Below are 25,004 nucleotides of genomic sequence, written 5' to 3' on the forward strand. Positions count from 1 at the left end.
GGGAACGCCGCGCCTCCCTGCATTGCCGGGTGCTGGTGGCGCCGACGGCAGGCGCGCGGCAGGGAAAAAGGGGGTGGTGGAAACCCGCTGGGTGCGGCGCTCCGGGCGCGGTCCGGGCGGTGGGCCGTGGCCGGAGGGCTCAGCGGCGGCGCCACTTCCCCTGGGCGCGGATCGCGCTCGACGAGATCGGCATCAGCGGCACGTTGATGTAGCACCAGGCCGGGGCGGGGCGGTGCCCCAGTCGCCGCGCGGCCGAGGGTGGAACGCGGTACTGATGATACCGGTCGGCGGCGGGCGACAGCCGCGCCGCGATCCCCGATCCGGGCCGGGCAATCACCCCGATCGGGACATGCTCCATGATCCAGCGCCAGCTCTGCCAGCGGTGGAATTGCGCCAGGTTGTCGGCGCCCATCAGCCAGACGAAGCGCACCCCGGGATACAGCGCGCGCAGCCGGCGCAGGGTTTCGGCGGTGTACCGGGTGCCGAGGCGCGATTCGATGTCCGTGACCACGACGCGGGGGTCGTGCATCACCTCCCGCGCCTCGGCCAGGCGCCGGGCCATGGGCGCGGGCCCCTCGGCCTTCAGCGGGTTGCCGGGGCTCACCAGCCACCACACCCGCGTCAGCCCGAAGTGACGCAGCGCCTCGCGCGTGATATGGGCGTGGCCCGCATGCGCGGGGTCGAAGGAGCCGCCGAGCAGGCCGATCACCTGCCCCGGTCTGGCCACCGGAAATCCCTGCACCTCGGTTCTGCCCCTCTCCGCCCGTCAAGGCGTCTTTTTGACGCCCGGGCGGGAGGGTGTCAACGCATCGCCGGACACCGCGGCCCCCGGAACGGCGATTTCCCGGGCGGCATTCCGGTCCGCCCCGGCAGGCGGCCCGGAGCAATTCGGGGCTTGCATTCGGCAATTGTCTGACTAAAGTCAGGCAAAAATCGAAGGGCCCGGACATGACCGAGATTCACCCCGAAGACCCGGTGGCGCGGATCCGCCGCTTCAATCGCGCGGTGACGCGCGAGGTGGGGGTGCTGGACGCGTCGTTCCTCGGCCGCGGGCGCCCGCTGGGGGCGGCGCGGGTGCTCAACGCGATCGGCCGGGGCCGGGGCGAGGTGGCGGCGATCCGCGATTACCTCGGTCTCGACAGCGGGTTGATGAGCCGCCTCCTGCGCGGGCTGGAGGCCGAGGGGCTGGTCGAGACAGCGGCGGACGAGGGCGACGCCCGGCGCCGGGTGGCACGGCTGACGCCAGCGGGGGAGGCGGAGTTCGCGGCCTACGAGGCGCTGTCGGACAGCCAGGCCGCAGCGATCCTCGCGGCTCACCCGAAACCGGCCGCCCTGCTGGCTGCGATGGACCTCGTGGCCTCGGCGCTGGGGCGGGGCGACGTCACGCTGGAGGAGGCCGATCCGCGTACCCCCGCGGCGCGCGGCTGCCTCGAGGCCTATTATGCCGAGCTCGCACGGCGCTTCGCGGACGGGTTCGAGGTCTCGCTGTCGCGCGACCCGGAGGCCACCGACATGATCCGCCCGCGCGGCCTGTTCCTGGTCGCGATATCCGACGGCCTGCCGGTCGGCTGCGCCGGGCTGAAGGGGCACGACGACCTGGTCGAGGGGGCCCGCTGGGGCGAGGTCAAGCGGCTCTGGGTGTCGCCCTCCGCCCGCGGGCTGGGACTGGCCGGGCGGATGATGGCCCGGATCGAGGTGGCGGCACAGGAGTTGGGGATGGCGCGGCTCCGGCTCGACACCAACTCGGCGTTGCCGGAGGCGGTCGCGATGTACCGCAACGCCGGCTGGACCGAGATCGACCGGTTCAACGACGACCCCTACCCGGATTTCTTCTTCGAGAAGCTGCTCTGACGGATCGCTCGCCCGCCGCGCCGCTCCTGGTCCTTCAGCATCGAAGGCACGGGGATCCAGCGGTGCGCGTGGCGGCGATGGCAGGGCCGGCGGGCGCGCTGCCCCCTGCGCCCCCGGGATATTTCCGCTCAGAAGAAGGGTGGGGCACTCCTTTCTTCTGAGCGGAAATATCCCACGGGGGTCCGGGGGTGTGAAACCCCCGGCCTTGACGTCGAAGAGGGGGCAGCCGGTCGCGAGGTGCCGCCAGCATCGCGCGGGCCTTACCGCATTGCTCTTGCCCGCGGCCTCCACTACATGGGGCGCAACCCCATTCCCCAAGGAGGTCCGCATGGCATCCTATCAATACGTCTACCACATGGACGGCGTCTCGAAGACCTATCCCGGTGGCAAGAAGTGCTTCGAGAACATCCGTCTGAATTTCCTGCCCGGCGTCAAGATCGGCGTCGTGGGCGTCAACGGCGCGGGTAAGTCCACGCTGCTGCGCATCATGGCCGGCATCGACAAGGATTTCTCTGGCGAGGCCTGGGCCGCCAAGGGCGCCAAGGTCGGTTACCTGCCGCAGGAGCCGCAGCTCGACGAAAACCTCTCGGTCCGCGAGAACGTCATGCTGGGCGTGGCCGAGAAAACCGCCAAGCTGGAGCGGTACAACGAGCTGGCGATGAACTACTCGGACGAGACCGCCGAGGAAATGGCCCAGCTGCAGGATGAGATCGACGCGCAGAACCTCTGGGATCTGGACAGCCAGGTCGACGTCGCGCTCGAGGCCCTGCGCTGCCCGCCGGACGAAGCCGACGTCGCCACCCTTTCGGGCGGGGAGCGCCGCCGGGTCGCGCTGTGCAAGCTGCTGCTTGAAGCGCCGGACATGCTGCTGCTGGACGAACCGACCAACCACCTGGACGCCGAGACTATCGCCTGGCTGCAAAAGCACCTGATCGAGTACAAGGGCACGATCCTCTGCGTCACGCACGACCGTTATTTCCTTGACGACATCACCTCGTGGATCCTCGAGCTGGAGCGCGGCCGGGGCATTCCGTGGGAAGGCAACTATTCCAGTTGGCTGGAACAGAAGGCCAAGCGGATGGCGCAGGAAGCGCGCGAGGACAAGGCCAAGCAGAAGGTCCTTGAAAAGGAACTCGACTGGATCCGTTCGGGCGTCAAGGCGCGTCAGTCCAAGTCCAAGGCGCGGATCGCCGCCTACAACAAGATGGCCGAGGAATCGGTCAAGGACCGGGTGGGCACCGCCCAGATCGTCATCCCCAACGGCCCGCGCCTCGGCAACAAGGTGATCGAGGTCGAGGGGCTGTCAAAGGCCATGGGCGACAAGCTTCTGATCGACGATCTGTCGTTCTCGCTGCCGCCGGGCGGCATCATCGGGGTGATCGGCCCGAACGGCGCCGGCAAGACCACGCTGTTCCGCATGCTGACCGGGCAGGAGACGCCGGACAAGGGCAAGGTCGAGATCGGCGAGACGGTGAAGATGTCCTTCGTCGACCAGTCGCGCGATGCCTTGGATCCCGAGCACAACGTTTGGGAGGAGATCTCGGGCGGGGCGGAGATGATCTCGCTCGGCGATGCGCAGGTGGCCAGCCGCAGCTATGTCGGTGCCTTCAACTTCAAGGGCGGCGACCAGCAGAAGAAGGTGGGCCTTCTGTCGGGCGGTGAGCGTAACCGCGTGCACATGGCCAAGCTGCTGAAGGACGGCGGCAACCTCTTGCTCCTCGACGAACCGACCAACGACCTGGACGTCGAGACCCTGCAGGCGCTGGAAGCGGCGATCGAGGATTTCGCGGGCTGCGCGGTGATCATTTCGCACGACCGCTTCTTCCTCGACCGCCTGTGCACGCATATCCTGGCCTTCGAGGGCGATGGCCATGTGGAGTTCTTCGAAGGCAACTTCGAGGATTACGAGGCCGACAAGATCCGCCGCCTCGGCCCGGATTCGGTCGAGCCGAAGCGGGTGAAGTACAAGAAGTTCTCGCGCTGAGGCGAGGGGGCCGCCGTCCCGCCGGAATTGCCGAACGCCCCTGCGGGAGACCGCGGGGGCGTTTTGCGTTGGGGGGGGCTTCGCAGGATGCGTTTGAACGCACCCCACTAGCGACAACGCCTATCGGCGGTAATGCTGTGTTAACCATGCGGGGGCATCCTGCGGGCATGTCGCAGTACCGCCGCCCTGTCGTGCCCGGAGGCACCGTCTTCTTCACCGTCTGTCTGGCGCAGCGGGGCTCGTGGCTGCTGGTGGACGAGATCGAGCGGTTGCGCGCGGCGGTACGTGACACCCGGGCGGCACAGCCGTTCCGGATCGACGCCTGGGTGGTGCTTCCCGATCATCTTCACTGCATCTGGACCCTGCCCGAGGGGGTGGAGGATTTCTCGCGCCGCTGGGCCGGGATCAAGGCGCGTTTCTCGCGCGGGCTGCCTGCCGGGCCGCGCCGCCCGAGTCACGTCCGCCGGGGGGAGAAGGGGATCTGGCAACGTCGGTTCCGGGAGCACCAGATCCGTCACCCGGCCGAACTGGCGCTGCATCTGCGGTACTGTCACCTGAACCCGGTGCGTCACGGGCTGGTCGAGAGTCCTGACGACTGGCCCTATTCCTCGATCCACTGGCGGGATGGAGGAAGCGCCGCGTGAGGTGCGTTGAAACGCCCCCTACCGGTCGGGCTGCGGGGGGCATGTTGCGATGAAGCGCGCGCGTCCAGCCAGCCCCGGCCTCCGTAGGCCGCGTTGCGACGCACTCCGGTTCACCTTCGGCCGCCTGCCTCCGGCTGTTCATCCGTGACCGGTCAGCCCCGCCAGAACCGCGGCAGCAGCAGCACATAGCCTGCGACCATCCCCAGCCGGCCCATCAGCATGGCGATGATCATCAGCCATTTCGCGGTGTCGTCGAAATCCACCATCGTGCCGGTGGGCTGCGTGGCCGAGCCGAAGACGTAGCCGATGTTGCCGATCGACGTCCAGACAGCCATCAGCGCGCTTTCGATGTCCACGCCGGTCAGGCTGACCCCGATCGACAGGATCATGATCGTGACCAGGTAACCGGTCAGATACATGATCAGCGGGTTCATCACCTCGGCGTCCAGCACCACGCCGTCATAGCGCACCACCATCATCCGCGAGGGGGAATGCACCTTGGAGATCTGCGCCCGGATCGCGGCAAAGAGGATCTGCGTGCGGAACACCGAAAACGCGCCGGAGGATGAGGAGGAACACCCCCCGATCAGCCCCACGGCCAGCGCCACCACCACCGCGAACGGCCCCCACGAGTTCACGTCGGCCGAGGAAAACCCGGTGCCGGTGAAGATCGACACGATGTTGAACAGCGACTGGCGCACGATCGTCTCGATCGGCGCGTTCGAGGTCAGCACGCGGTAGAGCACGGTGATGCCCACCGCGATCGTCACCCAGCGCAGGAAGGCATGGACCTGCGGGTCGCGCAGCATCGGGCGGTAGGCCCCGCCCATCATCTGGACGAAGCGGATGTAGGGCAGCGCGGACAGGATCATGAAGAAGGCCCCGGCATATTCCGCAGGCCCCGCGTATTTTCCGAACGAGGCGTCGGAGGTCGAGAACCCCCCCGTCGCCACGGTGGCGAAGGCGTTCACCACCCCGTCGAAGAGGGTCATGCCGAACAGCACATAGGTCACGATGCAGGCCAGCGTCAGCAGCACGTAGAACGCCAGCAGCCTTTGCGCGATATCGGTCGCGCGCGGCAGCACCTTGCCCATCGTGTCGAAGCCCTCGGTGCGGAAGAACTTCATTCCGCCCACCCGCATCACCGGCAGGAAGATCATCGCGACGAAGGCGATCCCGAGGCCCCCCAGCCAGTTCAGGATGCCGCGCCACAGAAGCACCCCGGGCGGCAGCAGGTCGAGATGTGGAAAGACCGAGGACCCGGTGGTGGTGATCCCCGACACGGCCTCGAAATAGGCGTCGGTGAAGCCCGCGTGCGGGGCGCCGGTGATGAAGGGCAGGGCGCCGAAGACCGGGGCGAAGACCCAGATCCCGGTGGTCAGCAGAAAGGCCTCGCGCACCGTGAACTCGTCGTCGCTGTCGAGACCGGAGCGGCAGGCCACCGAGATCATCGCGCCGGTGAGCGAGGTGAAGACCGCGGCCTCGAAGAACGCCTGCCAGTTTCGCGACCCGTCCCAGAGGTCGACCGCCAGGGGTGCCAGCATCGCGGCCCCCAGCGCGGTCAGCAGCAGCCCCAGGACAAAGCCCACCGGGCGCAGATCGATCAGCGCCTTACGACGGGCCTGGTGGCCGGTGGGCCGCAGTTCGATCCTCACGCCGATGTCCCCGGCCCTTGCCGCGCGCCGTCCGCCGTCACGCCGGGGCGAAGCGCGCCCGCGCCCCACGCTCGATCGCGGCGGCGTGCAGGCGGTCGATGTCCAGCTCGTAGCGGATCTCCTCGAGCAGGCGAAGCTCGGTATCATCCAGCGCGCCGTCCGCCGCCGCCACGTCGCACGACAGCGCGTAGGCGGTCTCGTAGAGCTTTTCAGGCAGCGCGTCGCGGATCAGGCCGAACAGCGCGTCCAGCCCGTCCTCCTCCTCGAAGAGGTCGAACACGGTCTGCGAGATCTGCTTGAAGCGGTCGGCGTCGTAGCCCTTGAACACGGGCAGGGTGTTGACGATGCCCTGGATCATGAACAGCTCGGCCGAGCGGATCGTCTCGTCGGAGGCCGAAACCGCGACCATGAGCGCGATCAGGCTGTCCTGCGGGGTCATCGAGGCGGTGTCGAAGCTCATCGCTGGGTCCTTCGCTGCGGGTCGCCGCCAAGATAGGGGGGGGGCGGGCTAGGGGCAAGGCCCGCCGTCATCCTGCCCCGCAAGCCATCGCCCCCGCTCCCCAGGCGCCGCCGCACCCCCGCCCGTTGCGCTCCCGGCACGAACGCCCAGGCAGATTCCCCTTTCATTGTTCCCCAAATACGCTTCTGCGCCCACCAACCTTGCGCCGCCGGGCGACCGTACCACTCGACTCATTCCGTTCTCTTCAAGGTGGGCCGCCTCGGTTTCGGCTTCCGCCATGAGTCAGAAGCTGTATCGTCTTCTTGTTAGGCGAAGCTTCGCCCCCCGCGAACACCCGGCGACCTGGCGCCTCTCCCCCTCAGCCGGTGACTGGTCCGAGGGTCCGGGACCCCTTTGGATGCTGGGGAATGTTGACCTCCGCGTCCGGCTCCCCTAGGTAGCGGAGCTTGCGGGACATGGGGTTCCGCGTCCACTGAAAGCCGTGATGATGACCACCCTGCGCGACGCCGCGATGAGTTCCAAAGCCTGGCCCTTCGAAGAGGCCCGCCGGATCCTCAAACGCTATGAAAAGGCGCCGCCGGAGAAGGGCCATGTCCTGTTCGAGACCGGCTACGGCCCCTCGGGCCTGCCGCATATCGGCACCTTCGGCGAGGTGGCACGCACCACGATGATCCGCCGCGCCTTCGAGGCGATCTGCGACATTCCCACGCGGCTGATCTGCTTCTCGGACGACATGGACGGGATGCGCAAGGTTCCCGAGAACGTGCCGAACCAGGACCTGCTGAAGGCCAACATCCAGAAGCCGCTGACCTCTGTCCCCGATCCGTTCGGCGAGTATGAGAGCTTCGGCCACCACAACAACGCCATGCTGCGGCGTTTCCTCGACACCTTTGGGTTCGAGTACGAATTCTATTCGGCGACCGAGTTCTACAAGACCGGCAAGTTCGACGAGGTGCTGCTGCGCGCCGCCGAACGCTATGACGCCGTGATGAAGGTCATGCTGAAAAGCCTGCGCGACGAGCGGCGCGAGACCTATTCGATTTTCCTGCCGATCCACCCCGAGACCGGCCGCGTCCTCTACGTGCCGATGAAGCATGTCGACGCGAAGGCAGGCACCATCACCTTCGACGACGAGGACGGGCGCGAATGGACGCTGCCGGTTACCGGCGGTAACGTGAAGCTGCAGTGGAAGCCCGATTTCGGTGCCCGCTGGGCGGCCCTCGACGTCGATTTCGAGATGTATGGCAAGGACCATTCGACCAACACGCCGATCTACGATTCGATCTGCGAGATCCTTGGCGGCCAGAAGCCCGAGCATTTCACTTATGAACTCTTCCTCGACGAGAACGGCGAGAAGATCTCCAAGTCGAAGGGCAACGGCCTGACCATCGACGAATGGCTGACCTATGCCTCGACCGAGAGCCTGTCGTACTACATGTACCAGAAGCCGAAGACGGCGAAGCGGCTCTATTTCGATGTGATCCCCAAGGCGGTGGATGAATACCACCAGCAGCTGCGTGCCTATCACGACACCGACGATATCGAGAAGCGCGTCAACAACCCGGTCTGGCACATCCACAACGGCAACCCGCCGCAAAGCCATATGGTGGTGCCCTTCGCGATGCTCCTGAACCTCGCCTCCGTCGCGGCGGCCGAGGACAAGGCCGGGCTCTGGGGTTTCATCAAGCGCTATGCGCCCGAGGCCAGTCCCGAGGCGAACCCGGATCTGGACGCGGCGGCGGAATTCGCGGTGCGCTACTTCCGCGATTTCGTGGCTCCGACACGGACGTTCCGTGCGCCGACGGAACAGGAGCGCGCCGCGATGGAGGATCTGATCGTCCGGCTGAAGGCCTGGGACGGCGGTCTCGATGCCGAGGAGCTGCAGTCGATGGTGTTCGCGGTGGGCAAGGAGCACGGCTTCGAGAACCTGCGCGACTGGTTCAAGGCGCTCTACGAGGTGCTGCTGGGTCAGAGCCAGGGGCCCCGCTTCGGCGGCTTCATCGCGCTCTACGGCGTGGGCGAGACCGTGGCGCTGATCGAGAAGGGGCTGGCGGGCGAGCTGGCCTGAGGCCCGGGGCTCAAGAGGCGTACCTGCCGCCCTTTTTGCCCGGGCGCCCAGCCCGGGCCGCGCCCGACCCTGCCCCGGGAGGGCGCATTGCAGCGTCCCCGCGCGATCAGGCGCGGGAGGGGCGTGCCAGGATAAAGTGCAGACCACAATCGCCGGGAAAGCGCCCGTCCAGGGTCGGGCGCTGCCCTGCGCGCCAAGGCCCCTCAACGCCCCCCAAGGCCCCCAAGGACCTTCGTCTTGGTGCTTCACCCCGTCCGTACCCGGGCCAGTGCCTCGGTCAGCTCGTCGCGCAGCCGCACCCGTTCCTCGGGCGCGAGGAAGGCGCCCAGCTCCACCTCACGGCCCGCGCCCTTGAGGGTCAGGTAGTCGGGGACCGGCCCGGCGGAGGGATGCAGCGTCAGCGTCACCCAATAGGGGTTGGCCCGCCATTCCTGCCGCGGCCCGCCGGGGTTGTGGCGTACCAGCCGGATCGTGTCGCGGCTCAGTCGCAGTTCCTCGATCGTCTCGCCGTCGCGGTAGCTGCGCCCGAGCGCCCACCAGAGCCCCCCTCCGGTCAGCACAGCGAAGGGCAGGAGCCCCCACAGCACCGGCGTGCCCAGCACCTCGACCAATGGCAGCATCAGGAAGGCGGACATTCCGCCGATGACCCAGACGAAGCCCCGCCGGGGCAGTGAGCGGTAGGGCCAGAGGTGCAGCACCGCCTCCTCCTGCGACGGCAAGGGGGCTCCGGATCGCTCCGGAGCCCCCTCGATGCGGCTGACCCACTCATAGGGCATCCGCGGACATCGCCCTAGTGGCCGTGGCCGTGATCCCAGTCCGACCGCTGCGGCAGGATCTCGAACGTGTGTTCGGGCGGGGGCGAGGGCAGGGTCCATTCCAGCGTGTCGGCGTATTCGTTCCAGTAATTCGCCTGGGTCACCCGCTTGCCCTTCAGCAGGGTCCAGGCCACCACGCCGATGAACCACAGGAAGGAGGCGAAGGCGATGAAGGCCCCGATCGACGACACGTGGTTCCAGAGCGAGAACGCCTCTGGGTAATCGAGGATCCGCCGCGGCATCCCCTGCCGGCCGAGGAAGTGCTGCGGAAAGAACGTCAGGTTCGAGCCGATGAACATTCCCCAGAAATGGATCTTGCCGGCCCATTCCGGGTATTGCCGCCCCGACATCTTGCCGATCCAGAAATAGATCCCCGCGAAGATCGCATAGACCGCGCCAAGGCTCATGACGTAGTGGAAATGCGCCACGACGTAGTAGGTATCGTGGTAGTAGCGGTCGACGGCGGCCTGGCTGAGGATCACCCCCGTGACGCCGCCCACGGTGAAGAGGAACAGGAACCCGGTGGCGAACAGCATGGGCGTCTTGAACTCGATCGAGCCGCCCCACATCGTGGCGATCCAGCTGAACACCTTGATGCCGGTAGGCACCGCGATCACCATTGTCGCCAGCATGAAATAGCTTTGCTGCGTCAGGCTGAGGCCCACGGTGTACATGTGATGCGCCCAGACGACGAAGCCCAGTACCCCGATCGAGACCATGGCGTAGACCATCGGCAAGTAGCCGAAGATCGGCTTTTTCGAGAAGGTGGAGATCACGTGGCTGATGATGCCGAACCCCGGCACGATGATGATATAGACCTCGGGGTGGCCGAAGAACCACAGGATGTGCTGGTAAAGCACCGGGTCGCCGCCGCCCGAGGCCTCGAAGAAGGTGGTGCCGAAGTTGCGGTCGGTGATCAGCATGGTGATCGCGCCCGCCAGCACCGGCAGCGACAAGAGGATCAGCCAGGCGGTGACGAAGATCGACCACGGGAACAGCGGCACCTTGTGCAGGGTCATGCCCGGCGCGCGCATGTTGAGGAAGGTGGTGATCATGTTGATCGCGCCCAGGATCGACGAGGCCCCCGAAAGGTGCACCGCGAAAAGCGCAAGATCGGTGGAATAGCCCCCCTCGTGCGTCGACAACGGCGGGTAGAGCACCCAGCCAAGGCCGGACCCGGCCTGGTTCGCCCCGCCCGGCGCGAAGACCGAGGCGATCGCCAGCGAAGTGCCCGCGACATAGAGCCAGTAGGACAGATTGTTCATCCGCGGAAACGCCATGTCGGGCGCCCCGATCTGCAGCGGCATGAAGTAGTTGCCGAATCCCCCGAAGAGCGCGGGGATCACCACGAAGAACATCATCAGGATGCCATGCGCGGTGATGATCACGTTCCAGAGGTGGCCGTTCGGGGTGCAATCGGCGCCCGAGGGCAGCACCCGCATCCCTTCCATGCACATGAGCTGGGCGCCGGGCGCCATGAGCTCCATCCGCATGTAGACGGTGAACAGGACCGACACGAAGCCCACCGCCGCGGCGGTGAACAGGTAGAGGATCCCGATGTCCTTGTGATTGGTCGACATGAACCAGCGCGTGAAGAAATTGCGCCGGTCGTGCGCGTCGTGCCCTCTGATGGCTGCATCCGCCATGAAGTGCCCTCCCTCCCTGAGGTCGCTTCGCGCGGGTCTCCCTTCCTCACGCGAAGGTCGTCTGCATTCACATGTTAGTGTGTTTCTGCGTGATCTGACAATCGTGCAGTTCGCAGGAGCGGTTTCCGGGCCGTTGGCGAAGGCGGGAAGGGGGTGCAGGGACGGGTTTGACCGGGAAACCGTCTTGGTCGGGGTGACGGAAGGGCGGCGCCCGACCCTGGGTGGGTGCCGTCGCGTCGCATGTGGTCATCGCTTTATCGGGCCACGTCCCTCGGGCGCCTGCATGCGCGGTGACGTTGCAATCCACCCTCCCGGGGGAGGGGCGGGCGCCGCCCGGGGCTGGGCGCGCCGGGCAAGATCACGCTACGCGCCACAGCTTCGCCGATGCCTCTCCCGAAACAACATGCCCCGAAACACAACGGCCCCGCATGTCCTGCGGGGCCGTGTCGATGATCATCCGTCCGGGGTGGCGCTTTCGCCACCAGGGCGGATCACTTCGAGAAGGTCGCCAGATAGGCCGCGACGTCCTCGCCGCCCTTCGACAGCCTGTAGGTCATCTTGCTGTGCGCCTTGTCGTCGCCGGTGTACTTCTGCAGGAACTTCGTCGGATCCTGGACGTATTCCGCGATCTCTTCCTGGTTCCAGACAAGGCCCTTTTCGGCCGCTTCCTTGATGCCCGCGCCGTAGTTGAAGCCCTCGGCACTTGCCGCCTTGCGGCCGACGACGCCGAACAGGTTGGGGCCGACCTTGCCGCCGCGCACGATCGCCTTGCCATCGGCACCGGTGATCGAGTGGCAGGCCTTGCACCGCATGAACGTCTTTTCCCCCTTGGCGGCATCGCCCGCCGCCAGGGCGGGGCTGGCCAGGGCGATCGCGGCCAGCGCCGCGAGCATCTGGGTCTTCATAATCCTGCTTCTCCTCAAGACTTGGGTTGCGCGCCGGGACTGAGCCTAGCCAAATACCGGCCGTCAGGAAAAGCCCGGGATTATACGGTTTTGGCAGGAAGGTCCTGAAAGACACGGCCGAAGGTCCGCTTCAGCGCGTCGTCGACATCCCCGAGTGTCACCGGAAGCCCAAGGTCGACGAGGCTGGTCACCCCGTGGTCGCGGATGCCGCAGGGCACGATGCCGCCGAAATGCGACAGGTCCGGCTCGACGTTGATCGACAGGCCGTGAAAGCTCACCCACCGGCGCAGCTTCACCCCGATCGCGGCGATCTTGTCCTCGGGCACCGCGCCGTCGGGGCCCGGAGGGCGCTCGGGGCGCTGCACCCAGACGCCGACGCGGCCCTCGCGGATTTCGCCCTTCACGTTGAACTCGTCCAGCGCGTCGATGACCCAGGTTTCCAGGGCGTGGACGAAGGCGCGGACGTCGCGGCCCCGGCGGTTGAGGTCGAGCATGACATAGGCCACGCGCTGCCCCGGCCCGTGATAGGTATACTGCCCGCCCCGCCCCGCGACATGAACCGGAAAGCGGTCCGGCTCCACCAGATCCTCGGCCCGGGAAGATGTGCCGGCGGTGTAGAGCGGCGGGTGTTCAAGCAGCCAGATCGCCTCGTCCGCCTCGCCGCGGGCGATTCGCGCGACCCGGTCCTCCATCGCCGCCAGCGCCTCGTCATAGGGCACGAGGCCGGGCCAGTTGCGCCATTCCACCATCGGATGCATCCCTTTTCCACGGCACTTCCGTCCACCGCCGGGAGATTTCACGCACCCGTGAGGGCGGCTGGTGGTACACTCGGGGCGATTTGAAAATGCCTTTTCCGGGAGTGATGTGATGAACAAGAAGAGAATTGCAACCTTGTGCCTTGTTTCCGTGGTCGCCGCCGTGCCGGCGCAGACGGTCCGGGCCGGTGGCGGCGACGCGCTGGTCGGTGGCGTGATCGGCGGCATCATCGGCGGCGTCATCGTGAACGAGGGCAACCGTCACCGCAGCACCCACCGCGTCTACCGCGCACCGGCGCCGCGAATGTCCTCGGCGCAGCGGCAGTACAATCGCGATACCCAGGTCGCGCTGAACTACTTCGGCTTTCCCGCGGGCACGCCCGACGGTGTGATGGGCAGCCAGTCGCGCGCCGCGGTGTCGAACTACCAGGCCTTCATGGGCTACCCGCCGACCGGACAGATCTCGGATTACGAGCGGTCGTTCCTGATGACCTCGTATCAGCGGGCGATGGCGGGCGGGCCGCTGACGATGCAGCAGGCCGCGGCGAACCCCATGGGGCCGAGGGGCCTTCTGCTGGTCTATCGCGACGAGATGACGGGCCGGGCGCCGATGGGCGGCATGAACGGGACGCAGAGCATGGGCGATTCGATGGCGGCAATGCCGCAGGCCCCGTCCAGCGACCCGTTCTCGGCCGAGGCGCCGGGCACGCTGGCCGCCGTGGCGCAGCCCGCTGCCGCCGCCACGGCGCCCGCCCCCGCGCCCGCCGCGCCGCCGCCGGCACCGGCCGAAACGACCGCCGCGCCGGCTGCTCCCCTTTCGGGTGCCCCCGCATCGAATGCCCTGCCCAGCTTCATGGCGGGGGCGCAGTCCGGTCAGGCCGCGCTCTCGTCGCATTGCAACAAGGTCAGCGTGCAGACCAATGCCAACGGCGGGATGGCCACCTCGTCAACGATGAAGGATGCTGGGCAGGCGCTGGACGAACAGTTCTGCCTTGCCCGCAGTTACGCCATCTCCACCGGCGAGGATCTGGCGCAGAAGGTGCAGGGCTTCACCCCCGCGCAGATCGCCGCGCAATGCGAAGGGTTCGGCCCGGCGATGAAGGATGAGATCTCGGCCGTGTCGATCGAGCCGGAGGCCGAGGTGCTGAAGAAGGTGCAGGCCTTCGCGCTGAAGACGGGGATGGCGCCGGCGCAGCTTCAGGCCACCGCCAAGATCTGTCTTTCGGTCGGGTATCGGACGGACAACATGGACGTCGCGCTTGGCTCGGCGCTCCTGCTGACGGCTCTGGGCGATTCTGCCTATGCCGAACTGGTCGGTGCGCATCTGGTCGACGGCTTCGGCGTCACGCGGCGCAGTGACCTGGCGCTTGGCTGGTACCAGAGCGCGATCGACGCGGCGGGGCAGGGCGACACGGCGGGGATCGTGCCGAACACGCCCGACCGCGCGATGCTGCTGAAAAAGGCGGCCTACACGGTTGCCGGCAAGCCCCTGGGCGATGGTGCTCAGGGCGCGGCGGCGCCGGCGGGCGCCTCGGCCCTGCCCAGCTTCGGCATCGCGATGCCGGCCAAGAACTGACGCGGGACAAGCACCCGGCGCCGTGCCCCTGGCGGGCGGCGCCGGGGCCGGTCAGGCGCTTTTCCGCGTGATCGTCCCCGCCGCCGGGCCCCGCGATCGCGCCCCACCGGGGGGTCCCGGGCAGGGCGGGCCAGGCGCCCTGAGAGGCGGATGGGAAATTCCTGCCGGGCGATGGAAAATTCCCCTTCACATCCGCCAAACGACCCGCTAAGAGACGGCCCACCAAGCCAAGGCAGTGCGGTCGTGGCGGAATTGGTAGACGCGCAGCGTTGAGGTCGCTGTGGGGTAACTCCCGTGGAAGTTCGAGTCTTCTCGACCGCACCATCCTTCCTTTAGCCGGCCGGCCGGGAATCGTTCATGCTCGCAACTGACGGACGCAAGTTCGGACCCTGGGTCCAGGACCGTGCGCTTCGCATTCTCATCGGCGGGCTTCTCCTCCTCCCCTATCGGGTGCGCGTGCCGCTCTGCGGATGGGTGCTGTCGCGGCTGGTGGCACGGATCGCGGGGTACCGCGGGCGGATCCGCGACAACCTTCACAAGATCCTTCCCGACCTGCCCGAGGATGAGGTCCGCAGGCTGGAACTGGCCGTTCCCGACAACGTGGGCCGCACCCTGATCGAGCTTTACTCCGGCCAGGAGTTCGTCGAGCGCTGCACCCGGTCGGAGCCCAGCGGCCCCGGCGTCGCCGCGCTGGACGAGGCGCACGCCTCTGGCCGCCCGGTGATCCTGGTGACCGGGCATTTCGGCAATTACGACGCGTCGCGCGCAGCGTTGATCGCCCGCGGATTCCGGGTGGGCGGCCTCTACCGTCCGATGTCCAACCCCTGGTTCAACGATCATTACGTCGAGGCGATCTCGCGCATCGGCAAGCCGCTGTTTCCGCGCGGCCGCCGTGGCATGGCCGAGATGGTGAAGTTCCTGCGCTCGGGCGGGATGCTGGGTCTCGTGATGGACCAGTGGATGCAGAACGGCGCGACGCTGACCTTTTTCGGCCACGAGGCTTCGACCGCGCTATCGGCGGCGGAGCTGGCGCTGAAATACGACGCGCTGGTGGTGCCGACCTACGGCATCCGGCGCGAGAACGGTCTGGATTTCGACATCGTGGTCGAGGCGCCGATCCCGCATGGTGACCCCGAGGTCATGACACAGGCGATGAACGACAGCCTCGAGCGACTTGTGCGCCAGCACCTCGGCCAGTGGTTCTGGATCCACCGCCGCTGGAAGCAATAGCGGGACGGGACACCCCGGTAGGGGTCTGACGGGGCAGGGGGCGGCAGGCCCCGCGCGGCTCAGCCCTTCGCCCAAAGCTCTTCGTACACACCCTCGATCGCGGCGGCCTCGCCGGTCAGGTTGAAATGCTCGACGGCGCGCGCCCTTGCGGCCTGCGCCCGTGGTGCGCCCTCGGCCAGCACGGCCTTGACCGCGGCAACCGTCGCCTCGACATCCCCGGTGGGCACCAGCCGGCCGGCCTCGCCGTCGCCCGCGAAGGCTGCGAAATGGCCGGTGTCCGACACCACGATCGGCACGCCCGAGGCCATGCCCTCGGAAGGTGTCACCCCGAAAGGTTCGTACCGCGGCACCGCCATCAGAAGCGACAGCGCGCGGATCAGCCCAGGCATCTCGGGGGTCGGGACCTCTCCGGTAAAGAGGATCCGGTCGGACAGGCCCGCCTCGGCAATCCGTGCCTTGAGCTGGTCGACGAAGCCCTGATCCTTGCCCTTCACCCGCCCGATCAGCAGCGCGGTGGCGCCGGGCAGATCGGGCAGGACGCGGATCATCGTCTCGACGAAGATGTCCGATCCCTTCTCGGGCCGGATCCGGCCCATCACGCCGATGCCGTAGTCACCGGGGTATCCGGTCGCGCGCCAGGCGGCGGCGCGGTCCTCGGCCGGGTGCCAGAGGGTGCAATCGACGCCGTGCGGGGCGGTCACGCGAACATGGGGGACCAGCGCCGCGGCCTCGTCCGAGGTGGCGATCACCGCGTCCATCCGGCTGATCAGCCAGCGCGGCCAGAACGAGTGGCGGTGCTTGGCAGCCGAGGTGAAGACGATGCGGATCGGCAGCCGCAGGATGTCGCGGGCAAAGAGCGCGACCTGCATCTCGGGGTCGCGGCGGACATGCCAGATGGTGAAGGGTCGGCCCGGCGGCGGGGTGCGCGAGAGGCGGATCGCCTCGGCCCGGGTGACGGGGGCGGGGCAGTCGGGTAGCGGCACGCCCACCAGCTGCGCCTTCACCCCGTCGGCCAGCGTCTGGCGCAGCACGTTGCGGGTGGTCGAGGACACCCCCGTGTAGCGGGGGTTGAAATTGGTCACGAGGACCTCTGGCTTGGCGGCGTCGGTCATGCGTCGGTCTTTCCGGGCAGGGCGTCGAGGATCGCGGCCAAGGCCGCACGGGTGGCACCGGCGGCCTCGCGCGCGGCGGTGCGCGCGCGGGCGGCCTGCTGCTCGGCGGCGCCGGGGGTGGAAAGCGCGGCGAGGCCCTGTGCCAGGCTGTCGGCGCCCCGGACCTCGAGCGCGGCATCCGCGGCGGCGAGCCGGGCGTAGATGGGGGCGAAGTTGGCGACATGGGGGCCGTGCAGGATCGCCGACCCCAGCGCCGCGGGTTCATAGGGGTTGTGGCCCCCCACCTCGACCAGCGAACCGCCGACAAAGCTCAGCGGGGCAAGACGATACCACAGGCCCATCTCGCCCAGGGTATCGGCAAGGTAGATCTGCGTGTCGGGCCCCGGATCCTCGCCCGCGGCGCGGCGGGCGACGCGCCAGCCGTCGGTGCGCAGGCTGTCGGCCAGTGCCGGGCCGCGTTCCGGGTGGCGCGGGGCAAGGATCATCAGCGTCGGCGCGTCGAAGGCAGCGCGATGTGCCTGTGCCGCGATCTCCTCCTCGCCCGGGTGGGTCGAGGCGGCCAGCCAACAGGGCCGCCCGGTCAGCAATGCCTTGAGACGGCCAAGTTCGACCGGGTCACAGCCGGGGGCGGTGGCATCTTCCTTCAGCGTGCCGGTGACGCGCAAACGCCCTGCCGGCGCACCGAGCGCGGTCAGCCGGCCGGCGGTCTCCTCGTCCTGGGCGAGGATCGCGCCGAAGCGGGTCAGCATGCCGCCTACCAGCCCCTTGGCCCGGGTCCAGCCCTGCGCCGAGGCGGCCGAGACCCGGGCGTTGATTAGAAGCATCGGGATGCCACGGGCGAACGTGTCGTGCACCATTCGCGGCCAGAGCTCGCTTTCCGCCCAGACCGCCAGATCGGGACGCCAGTGGTCGAGGAAGGCGGCCATCGCGCCCGGGGTGTCGTAGGGGGCGAAGGCATGCACGGCACCTTCGGGCAGGCGGTCGGCCATCAGCCCGGCCGAGGTCACGGTGCCGGTCGTGACGAGGATGCCGATCTCCGGCCGCTCGGCCCTCAGCGTCTCGACCAGCCCAAGGAGCGAGAGGCTCTCGCCAACGCTGGCTGCGTGGAACCAGACCAGCGGGCCCGCGGGCCGGGGGCGGTCGTCTCGGCCCCAACGTTCGCCGCGGCGCGCCGCGTCTTCCTTGCCGGCGGCGAGGCGGCGGGTCTGGACCCGGCGGAAAAGCGGCGGCGTCAGGTGCGACAGCCCGAGGTAGAGCGCCATCAGGGCGCTCCGGTGCGGTCTGGGTGGGGTCGCGGTGGTCATGTCCGTCTCGGCGCCGTTTGGGGAGTTCTCGGGGGTCCGTGTCGGCGCGGACCTTAGGAAAGTTCGCGTTCGGGGAAAACCGGAAAACCTGTGAGGCCGAGGCAGGGGAGGGGCCAAATTCCTTAGAAGGAATTTGCAAAACTCTTTGAAGAGTTTTGGGCGCGGGCCGGATCGGTGCGCGCGGCGCCCCGGCCGGGGATCCCGGCCGGGGCGGTGTTTCGGTCAGCGCGTCGGTGCGTCGGTGTCGCCGGTCATGCGCCGGTCCTGCACCACCTCAAGCCACATCGCGTTCAGCACGGCAAAGCCGGCGGCCAGCGGGAGGCCAAGGATCCAGGCGAAATACCACATGGTGTCGGTCCTTTCTGTAGGGCAGTCAGTAGGAATGGCCTTCGCCGGTGATCTCGGCCTCGGTCACCTTGCCCCACAGCACCTTGTAGACCCAGGCGGTGTAGGCAAGGATGATCGGAACGAAGATCACGGCGGCAACGAGCATCACGAACAGCGTCATCTGCGAGGACGAGCTGTCCCACACCGTCAGCGACGATTTCGGATCGGTCGAGGACGGCAGGATGAACGGGAACATGGTCAGCCCGACCGAAGAGATCACGCCGAAGATGCCGAGCTTGGACCACAGGAGGGTGGACACCTCGCCGCCGCTCTTCAGCCCGCGGATCGCCATCGCCATGCCGACGAAACCGAAGACCGGGGCCACGATGATCCACGGCCGGGCGCCATAGGCTGCAAGCCAGCTGCCCGCATGGTCGACCGGGGTCAGCAGCGGGTTCGACGGCATGTCCGCCGGCACCGCGGCCGCGAAGTGGTAGCCGTCGATCCCGAAGGCGAGCCACAGCCCGGCCAGCGCGTAGCCGGCCATCGCGACGAAGCCCGCCACCGACCCGATCGCCCGGGCGCGCGTGGCCACCGGGCTGCCGGCCTCGGTCTTGACCGTCAGCCAGGCCGCGCCGTGCATCAGAAGCATGGTCAGCGACACGATGCCGGCCAGCAGGGCGAAGGGGTTCAGGAGACCGAAGAACGACCCGGTGTAGACCGACAGCAGGTCATCGGTCAGGTGGAAGGGCACGCCCTGCAGCACGTTGCCCACGGCCACGCCAAAGATCAGCGCGGGCACCGCGCCGCCCACGAACAGCGCCCAGTCCCAGCAGGTGCGCCAAGTCTCGCTGTCGCGCTTCGAGCGGTATTTGAACCCCACGGGCCGCAGGATCAGCGAGGCCAGGATCGCGAACATCGCGAGGTAGAACCCCGAGAAGCTGACCGCGTAGAGCGGCGGCCAGGCGGCAAAGATCGCGCCGCCGCCCAGGATGAACCACACCTGGTTGCCTTCCCAGACCGGGCCGATCGTGTTGATCGCGATGCGGCGCTCGGTGTCGGTCTTGCCGACGAAGGGGGTGAGGGCACCCACCCCCATGTCGAAGCCGTCGGTCAGCGCGAAGCCGATCAGCAGCACCCCCAGAAGGAACCACCACAGGACGCGCAGCACGTCGAGCGAGATGAGATCGTGAAGGATCATTGGTCTTTACTCCTCACTCGGCCGGGGTCAGGACGCCGCCGGTCAGGCGTTTCTCGTGGCGGTCCATCCAGGCGTCGGTTTCCGCGACGTCCTCATGCGGACCCTTGCGGATGTATTTCAGCATCAGGCCCATCTCGATGATGAAGAGCACCGAGTAGAGCGCGACGAAGCCCACCAGCGTGATCGCCAGATCGGTGGCCGACAGGTGACTGACCGAGAGCGCTGTGGGCAGGATGCCGTCGACCGTCCAGGGCTGGCGCCCCACCTCGGCCACGACCCAGCCCAGTTCCGCGGCCAGCCACGGCGCCGGGATCATCCAGACGGCGAGCCGGAGCGCGGGGCGCGGGAAGCGCAGGCCGCGGAAGCTCGACTGCCAGAAGAAATAGGCCATCAGGGCGATCAGGCTGATCCCGAGCGCGACCATGAAGCGGAAGGCCCAGAACAGCGGGAACACCGGGGGGACCGTATCGTTGGCGGCCATCTTGATCTGCTCGGGCGTCGCCTTGAGCGGATCGTCGGTGTATTTCTTCAGGAGGAACGCATAGCCCAGATCGGCCGAGTGATCCTCGAACTGCTTCTTGAGGTCGGCGGGGATGGCAAAGTTGCCCTTGGCCGCGTCGGTCTTGACCTTGGCGCGGATCTGCATCAGCGCGTCATAGGCGATCAGACCGTCCTTGATGCGGTCCTCGTTCTCGGCCACCAACTGCTCGATGCCCGGGATCTGGGTGTTCAGCGACCTTGTGCCGATCAGGCCCATGACCCAGGGGATATGCACTGCCCACTTGGTTTCATGCGCCGACTGGTCGGGCAGGCCCAGCAGGGTGAAGGAGGCGGGGGCCTTTTCGGTCTCCCACATGGCCTCGATCGCGGCCATCTTCATCTTCTGGTTCTGCGACACGTCGTAACCGGATTCGTCGCCCAGCAGCACCACCGACAGCGAGGCGGCCAGGCCGAAGGCCGAGGCGACCGCGATCGAGCGGCGGGCAAGCTCGACGTGCCGGCCGCGCAGCAGGTACCAGGCCGAGACACCCAGCACGAAGGCCGAGGCCGTGACGTAGCCGGCCGAGGTGGTGTGCACGAATTTCGCCTGCGCGACGGGGTTGAACAGCACGTCGAAGAAGCTGGTCATCTCCATCCGCATCGAGATCGGGTCGAACGTGGCCCCCACCGGGTGCTGCATCCAGCCGTTCGCGATCAGGATCCACAGCGCCGAGAAGTTCGATCCCAGCGCCACCAGCCAGGCGACGGTAAGGTGCGCCACCTTCGAAAGCCGGCCCCAGCCGAAGAAGAAGAGGCCCACGAAGGTTGCCTCGAGGAAGAAGGCCATCAGGCCCTCGATGGCGAGGGGGGCACCGAAGATGTCGCCCACGTAGTGGCTGTAATAGCTCCAGTTCATGCCGAACTGGAATTCCATCGTAAGGCCGGTCGCCACGCCCAGGACGAAGTTGATCCCGAAAAGCGTGCCCCAGAACTTGGTCATCTGACGCCAGATCGGACGGCCGGTCATGACGTAGACCGTCTCCATGATGGCGACGAGGATCGAAAGCCCCAGGGTGAGCGGCACGAAGAGGAAGTGGTACAGCGCCGTCATCGCGAATTGCAGGCGCGAGAGATCGACGATTGTAAGATCCATGTCTCGTAGCTCCGTTTGGCCGACTCGCCCAAAAGGCGAGACGGCGACTCATAATTTGACCAGACGGTGATACGAGGACAGGCTGACGTAAGACCTTGATGCAGATCAAGACCTTGGTCACCGGATCGTGAGCGGCGAAGATGTCGCGGGTTAGGCGCTGCGGATCAGGCGCTGCGGGTCGGGCATCGCGGATCAGGCGATGGGCACGACGCGCCCGGCCCAGCCCAGTTCCGCCGCGCGGTGCGAGGCGGTCAGGATCGCGGCCTGCGGCAGCCAGGCCCGGATGCCGTCGAGGACGGCGCGGGCGGTCTCGGGGTCCAGGCCCTCTGTCGGTTCGTCGAGGAGCAGCACCCGGGGTCGGCGCAGAAGCGCGCGGGCAAGGACGAGGCGGCGGGTTTCGCCGCCGGAAAGACCCGCGCCGCCCTCGCCCAGCGTCGCGTCGAGACCGCCCTTCGCGGCGATCACGTGGGAAAGCGCGACGGCGGCCAGGGCGGCCTCGGCTTCGGCATCGGTCAGATCGTCGCAGGCGAGCGCGAGGTTCTCGCGGATCGTGCCGGCGACCAGGGCGGCGCGCTGCGGCACCAGGGTGAGCTGCGCGCGCAGCGTCCGTTCGCCAAGATCGGGCAGGGGGGTGCCGGCCAGCGCGATCATGCCGCTCTCGGGCGCGAGGAGGCCGGCGCAGAGGAACAGCAGGGTGGATTTCCCGCTGCCCGAGGGGCCGGAAACCGCCACCGTCTCGCCCGCGGCGACCGACAGCGACAGCGCGTCGAGCACGGGGCGCCCGGCACCGGGGCGGCGGTAGGTGAGCCCCGAGATTTCAAGCAAGGCGGTGCCGTCTGCCGGGGTGAGGGCCATGGTGGGGGCCGACGTGAGGGCCGACGTGGGGGCGGAGGGTTCGGCCACCACCTCCTCCACAGCCCCGGGGGCTGTCTCGTCGTCAAGCACGCGGCCCGCGGCATCGCGCATCCGGCCCAGTTCGGCCATGCCGCGGCGCAGGCCGAAGAGCATCTCGCCCAGTCCCAGCGCGACGAAGAAGCCGAGCGCCGCCGACGCGGGATCGAGCGCGCCCCGGCTCACCAATGCGCCGCCGATCGCCAGCGCCCCGCCCGCCAGCAGGGTGGCGACCGACGACAGCGCGAGACCGGCGCGACGCTCGGCCCGGTCGAGCGCATCGAGCGCGCCGCGGGTCTCGGCATCGGCCGCCAGCACGGTGCCGCGCTGCGCCTCCATCCGGCCGAAGACCACGAGTTCGGTGCGCGCGCGGCCCATGTCGATCACGGCCCGGCGCAGCGCCTGCGCGCCACGTTCGGCCCGGATCGACGGCTGCAGCCCCGCCCGCGCGGTTGCGGTCAGGATCACCGCGCCGCCGACGAAATACCCCAGCGCGACCCACAGCGCGACGGTCTCGTCCACCAGCCAGGCCAGCAGGAAGAAGGCCAGCACATGCGTGATCAGCCCGGCCGCCAGCGGCAGCACCAGGCGCAGTGCGACCCCGTCGAGCGCGTCGACATCCGCCGTGATCCGGTTCAGCGCGGTGGCGCCTCGCAGCCGCAGCAGGGTGTCGAGGCCGGCCCGCGTCTGCCGCCGCATCAGGTCGATCCTCAGGGCCGCGAGGGCGCGCAGCGTGGCGTCATGGGTCAGCAGGCGCTCGCCGTAGCGGGCGGCGGTGCGGCCGAGGGCGAGCCCGCGCACGCCCGCCGAGGGGCCGAAGACGTTGAAGTCGAGCGCGCCGGCGGTCAGGCCCGCGGCGCCCGCGGCGGTGATGAACCACCCCGACAGGCCCAGGAGCGAGGCCCCGGCCACCAGCACGACCACGGTCAGCACCGCGCCGCGGGTCATGGCGCCGGGAGCGGCGGCCCAGATCTTGCGGAAGATCGTCAGGAGCGGCTTCATGCCTCCGTCTCCGCCGATGTTTCTGCCTGGCTCCCGGCCTCTGTATCCTCCGCCGCCCGGGCCGGGCCCCGCGCGGGCACAGCGACCGCGCGGTCCATCGCGGCGATCAGCCCCTCGTCGTGGGTCGCGACGATCAGCGCGGTGCCCCGGGCCTTCAGCGCCATCAGCGCGGCGATCACCGCAAGCGCGGTCTCGGCGTCGAGATCGGCGGTGGGTTCATCGGCCAGCAGGAGGTCGGGCGCGGCCATCAGCGCGCGGGCCAGCGTCAGCCGCCGTGCCTCGCCGCCCGAGATGCCGCCGCCGGTCTCGCCCAGCCGCGCGGCGAGGCCCCCGGGCAGCCCCGCGACCACGCCCTCGGCCCGGGCGGCGGCCAGCGCCGGGGCCGGGTCGGCGCCGGTTGCACGCAGGTCTAGGTTCTCGGCCAGCGCGGCGTCGAGGAAATGTGGCGCCTGGCCGACCCAGGCCAGCCTCGCGCGCCAGGCATCGGCATTGGCGTCGGTCAGCGGGGCGCCCGCGACCGTGATCTCGCCCACCTCGGCGCGCGCGAGGCCCGCAATCGCGGCCAGCGCCGTCGACTTTCCGGCGCCCGAGGGGCCGGTCAGCGCCAGCGCCTCGCCGCGCGCGAGGGTGAAGTTGGGCAGCCTGACCCAGCCGCTGCCGCGCCGCACGGCCGCGCCCTCGACCCGCAGCGACAGTGGCCCGGGCAGGGGCGCCGCCGTGGCGCCCTCTCCCAGGACCGGCGTTGCCTCGGCCGCGGCTCCGGCGGCCAGTTCCTCGGCCACCGCGTCGGCGGCGGCCTTGTCGTGCCAGGCGGCGGCGAGGTCGCGCAGCGGCTGAAAGTACTCGGGCGCCAGCAGCAGAAGAAAGATGCCCTCGCCGACCGAGAGGTGCCCCCAGGCACCGAAATTGATCTGTCCGAGCAGGCTGAAGCCCACATAGACCGCCATCATCGCCACGCCGAGGGCCGAGAACAGCTCCAGCACCGTGGAGGACAGGAAGGCGATCCGCAGGACCGCCATGGTGCGCACCCGGAGCCCTTCGGCCCGGGCACCGAAATCGCGCGCGGTGCGTTCGGTCGCGTCCAGCAGCCGGATATCGGCAAGGGCGGCGAGCCGGTCCATCAGAAGCGCGTTCATGTCGCCGATCTCGACCATCTGCCTGGCGCTCGCCTCCTTGGCGGCCATGCCGACGAGGGCCATGAACAGCGGGATCAGCGGGCCCGCGACGACGAGGATCAGGGCGGCGACCCAGCTGACCCAGGCGGTCAGGGCGATGAAGACGAAGGGCAGCACCATCACCCGGAACCGCGCCGGGCGATAGTGGGTGAGGTAGGGCACGAGGAGCGGCAGCTTCTGGGCGACGAGGGCGCCCAGGGCGGCCGAGGAGGGGCCGCCGTCCGCCCCGCCAGTGACGCCGCCGGCGGAGCGCAGGCTTTCGCGGGCGATGGCGGCGGCGCGTTCCGAGGCCAGAACCTCGTCAGCCGCACGGAACAGGATCGCGCCGCCCCATTGGTCGAGCAGGGCGCGCAGGATCCCGGCCACCGCGAACCCGGCTCCGGCGACGAGGGAATGGGCCAGCGGTGCGTGGGTCAGCCACCCCGCGATCGCCCAGGCCACCAGCGCGGCCTGCACCGGCCAAAGCAGGCCGCCGAGGATCGCCAGCCGCCCCGCCCGGGCCTGGGCGGCGCGCGCAGGTGCCTCGATCGCCGCCAGCGGCCCGCTGGGCCGGCGCCGGCGTCCGCTGCGGGAGGCTGGGGTCCGTTTGTCGCGCATGATCCGGGCGGGTACCCCCACCGGACGCGGGGATCAAGCGCCGAATGGTCGCAACCGACCGGCGGCGAGGCCTTACGCGGGGCGGATGCTGGGTAGGACCGGGGTTCCGAATGGCGCCACGGTGTGGGCCAAGGTGTGGGCACTGGGCGGAAACGGCGTGGCGGAAGTGACGG

20 protein-coding genes and 1 tRNA gene are annotated in these 25,004 nt (G+C 68.7%); 7 read left to right on the forward strand and 14 right to left on the reverse strand.

Going from position 1 to position 25,004, the window contains the following annotated elements; all coding sequences use genetic code 11:
* Positions 1–139 precede the first annotated feature (139 nt).
* A complete protein-coding gene (locus CVV76_RS18075) occupies positions 140–742 on the reverse strand; it encodes a nicotinate-nucleotide adenylyltransferase (protein WP_233193011.1) in 603 nt (200 codons plus the stop codon).
* Positions 743–948: 206 nt separating this feature from the next.
* On the opposite strand from CVV76_RS18075, the gene CVV76_RS18080 reads away from it, so the two are divergent.
* From CVV76_RS18080 to CVV76_RS18090, 3 genes are all read left to right on the forward strand, one after another.
* Entirely contained in the window at positions 949–1,851 is a 903-nt protein-coding gene (locus tag CVV76_RS18080) for a bifunctional helix-turn-helix transcriptional regulator/GNAT family N-acetyltransferase (protein ID WP_102226084.1), read from the forward strand.
* Between the two features lie 328 nt (positions 1,852–2,179).
* Complete coding sequence (ettA, locus tag CVV76_RS18085; RefSeq protein ID WP_102226085.1) at positions 2,180–3,835, forward strand: energy-dependent translational throttle protein EttA; 1,656 nt, start codon at positions 2,180–2,182, stop codon at positions 3,833–3,835.
* 167 nt (positions 3,836–4,002) lie between these two features.
* On the forward strand, positions 4,003–4,479 hold the full coding sequence (locus tag CVV76_RS18090; protein ID WP_102226086.1) for an REP-associated tyrosine transposase: 477 nt from the start codon (positions 4,003–4,005) through the stop codon (positions 4,477–4,479).
* Positions 4,480–4,631: 152 nt separating this feature from the next.
* Here CVV76_RS18090 and CVV76_RS18095 read toward each other — a convergent pair whose 3' ends face one another.
* Together CVV76_RS18095 and CVV76_RS18100 are read right to left on the reverse strand one after the other, a co-directional pair.
* Positions 4,632–6,134, reverse strand: a complete 1,503-nt coding sequence (locus CVV76_RS18095) for a TrkH family potassium uptake protein (protein ID WP_233193012.1) — start codon at positions 6,132–6,134, stop codon at positions 4,632–4,634.
* A gap of 37 nt (positions 6,135–6,171) precedes the next feature.
* The gene (locus CVV76_RS18100; RefSeq protein ID WP_102226087.1) at positions 6,172–6,594 is read right to left on the reverse strand and encodes a tellurite resistance TerB family protein; all 423 of its coding nucleotides are present in this window, start codon (positions 6,592–6,594) and stop codon (positions 6,172–6,174) included.
* Positions 6,595–7,081: 487 nt separating this feature from the next.
* On the opposite strand from CVV76_RS18100, the gene CVV76_RS18105 reads away from it, so the two are divergent.
* Entirely contained in the window at positions 7,082–8,662 is a 1,581-nt protein-coding gene (locus CVV76_RS18105) for a lysine--tRNA ligase (RefSeq protein ID WP_102226116.1), read from the forward strand.
* Positions 8,663–8,907: 245 nt separating this feature from the next.
* On the opposite strand, the gene CVV76_RS18110 is transcribed toward CVV76_RS18105, so the two are convergent.
* The 4 genes from CVV76_RS18110 to lipB form a co-directional block, all read right to left on the reverse strand.
* Positions 8,908–9,438: a DUF2244 domain-containing protein gene (locus tag CVV76_RS18110; RefSeq protein ID WP_102226088.1), complete on the reverse strand. Its 531-nt coding sequence runs from the start codon at positions 9,436–9,438 to the stop codon at positions 8,908–8,910.
* Positions 9,439–9,452: 14 nt separating this feature from the next.
* Positions 9,453–11,123, reverse strand: coding sequence for a cytochrome c oxidase subunit I (locus CVV76_RS18115; RefSeq protein WP_102226089.1), 1,671 nt, complete (start codon positions 11,121–11,123; stop codon positions 9,453–9,455).
* 491 nt (positions 11,124–11,614) lie between these two features.
* Positions 11,615–12,028: a c-type cytochrome gene (locus CVV76_RS18120; protein ID WP_102226090.1), complete on the reverse strand. Its 414-nt coding sequence runs from the start codon at positions 12,026–12,028 to the stop codon at positions 11,615–11,617.
* A gap of 80 nt (positions 12,029–12,108) precedes the next feature.
* Positions 12,109–12,777, reverse strand: a complete 669-nt coding sequence (gene lipB / locus CVV76_RS18125) for a lipoyl(octanoyl) transferase LipB (protein ID WP_102226091.1) — start codon at positions 12,775–12,777, stop codon at positions 12,109–12,111.
* Positions 12,778–12,895: 118 nt separating this feature from the next.
* Here lipB and CVV76_RS18130 point away from each other — a divergent pair, with 118 nt between their 5' ends.
* From CVV76_RS18130 to CVV76_RS18140, 3 genes are all read left to right on the forward strand, one after another.
* Positions 12,896–14,359: a peptidoglycan-binding domain-containing protein gene (locus CVV76_RS18130; protein WP_102226092.1), complete on the forward strand. Its 1,464-nt coding sequence runs from the start codon at positions 12,896–12,898 to the stop codon at positions 14,357–14,359.
* Positions 14,360–14,596: 237 nt separating this feature from the next.
* A tRNA-Leu gene (locus CVV76_RS18135) sits at positions 14,597–14,683 on the forward strand.
* A gap of 33 nt (positions 14,684–14,716) precedes the next feature.
* Positions 14,717–15,589 carry a lysophospholipid acyltransferase family protein gene (locus tag CVV76_RS18140; protein WP_102226093.1) on the forward strand — a complete coding sequence of 291 codons (873 nt, stop codon included), beginning with the start codon at positions 14,717–14,719 and terminating at the stop codon, positions 15,587–15,589.
* A gap of 59 nt (positions 15,590–15,648) precedes the next feature.
* Here the strand turns inward: CVV76_RS18140 and CVV76_RS18145 are convergent, their stop codons facing one another.
* The 7 genes from CVV76_RS18145 to CVV76_RS18175 form a co-directional block, all read right to left on the reverse strand.
* Positions 15,649–16,701 (reverse strand): glycosyltransferase family 4 protein, encoded by a 1,053-nt coding sequence (locus tag CVV76_RS18145; protein WP_102226094.1) that lies wholly within the window; start codon positions 16,699–16,701, stop codon positions 15,649–15,651.
* Complete coding sequence (locus CVV76_RS18150) at positions 16,698–18,005, reverse strand: 3-deoxy-D-manno-octulosonic acid transferase (protein WP_233193013.1); 1,308 nt, start codon at positions 18,003–18,005, stop codon at positions 16,698–16,700. The genes CVV76_RS18145 and CVV76_RS18150 overlap by 4 nt, the downstream gene beginning before the upstream one ends.
* 222 nt (positions 18,006–18,227) lie before the next feature.
* A complete protein-coding gene (cydX, locus tag CVV76_RS18155) occupies positions 18,228–18,353 on the reverse strand; it encodes a cytochrome bd-I oxidase subunit CydX (protein ID WP_102226096.1) in 126 nt (41 codons plus the stop codon).
* Between the two features lie 25 nt (positions 18,354–18,378).
* Positions 18,379–19,533 carry a cytochrome d ubiquinol oxidase subunit II gene (gene cydB, locus CVV76_RS18160; protein WP_102226097.1) on the reverse strand — a complete coding sequence of 385 codons (1,155 nt, stop codon included), beginning with the start codon at positions 19,531–19,533 and terminating at the stop codon, positions 18,379–18,381.
* Between the two features lie 13 nt (positions 19,534–19,546).
* Positions 19,547–21,166, reverse strand: a complete 1,620-nt coding sequence (locus CVV76_RS18165) for a cytochrome ubiquinol oxidase subunit I (RefSeq protein ID WP_102226098.1) — start codon at positions 21,164–21,166, stop codon at positions 19,547–19,549.
* 192 nt (positions 21,167–21,358) lie between these two features.
* Entirely contained in the window at positions 21,359–23,059 is a 1,701-nt protein-coding gene (locus CVV76_RS18170) for an amino acid ABC transporter ATP-binding/permease protein (protein WP_102226099.1), read from the reverse strand.
* Positions 23,056–24,831, reverse strand: a complete 1,776-nt coding sequence (locus CVV76_RS18175) for an ABC transporter ATP-binding protein/permease (RefSeq protein ID WP_102226100.1) — start codon at positions 24,829–24,831, stop codon at positions 23,056–23,058. Before CVV76_RS18175 ends, CVV76_RS18170 begins: the two co-directional genes overlap by 4 nt.
* Between the last annotated feature and the right edge of the window lie 173 nt (positions 24,832–25,004).

The organism is Acidimangrovimonas sediminis (genome assembly GCF_002871005.1).
Classification (GTDB): Bacteria; Pseudomonadota; Alphaproteobacteria; order Rhodobacterales; family Rhodobacteraceae; genus Acidimangrovimonas; species Acidimangrovimonas sediminis.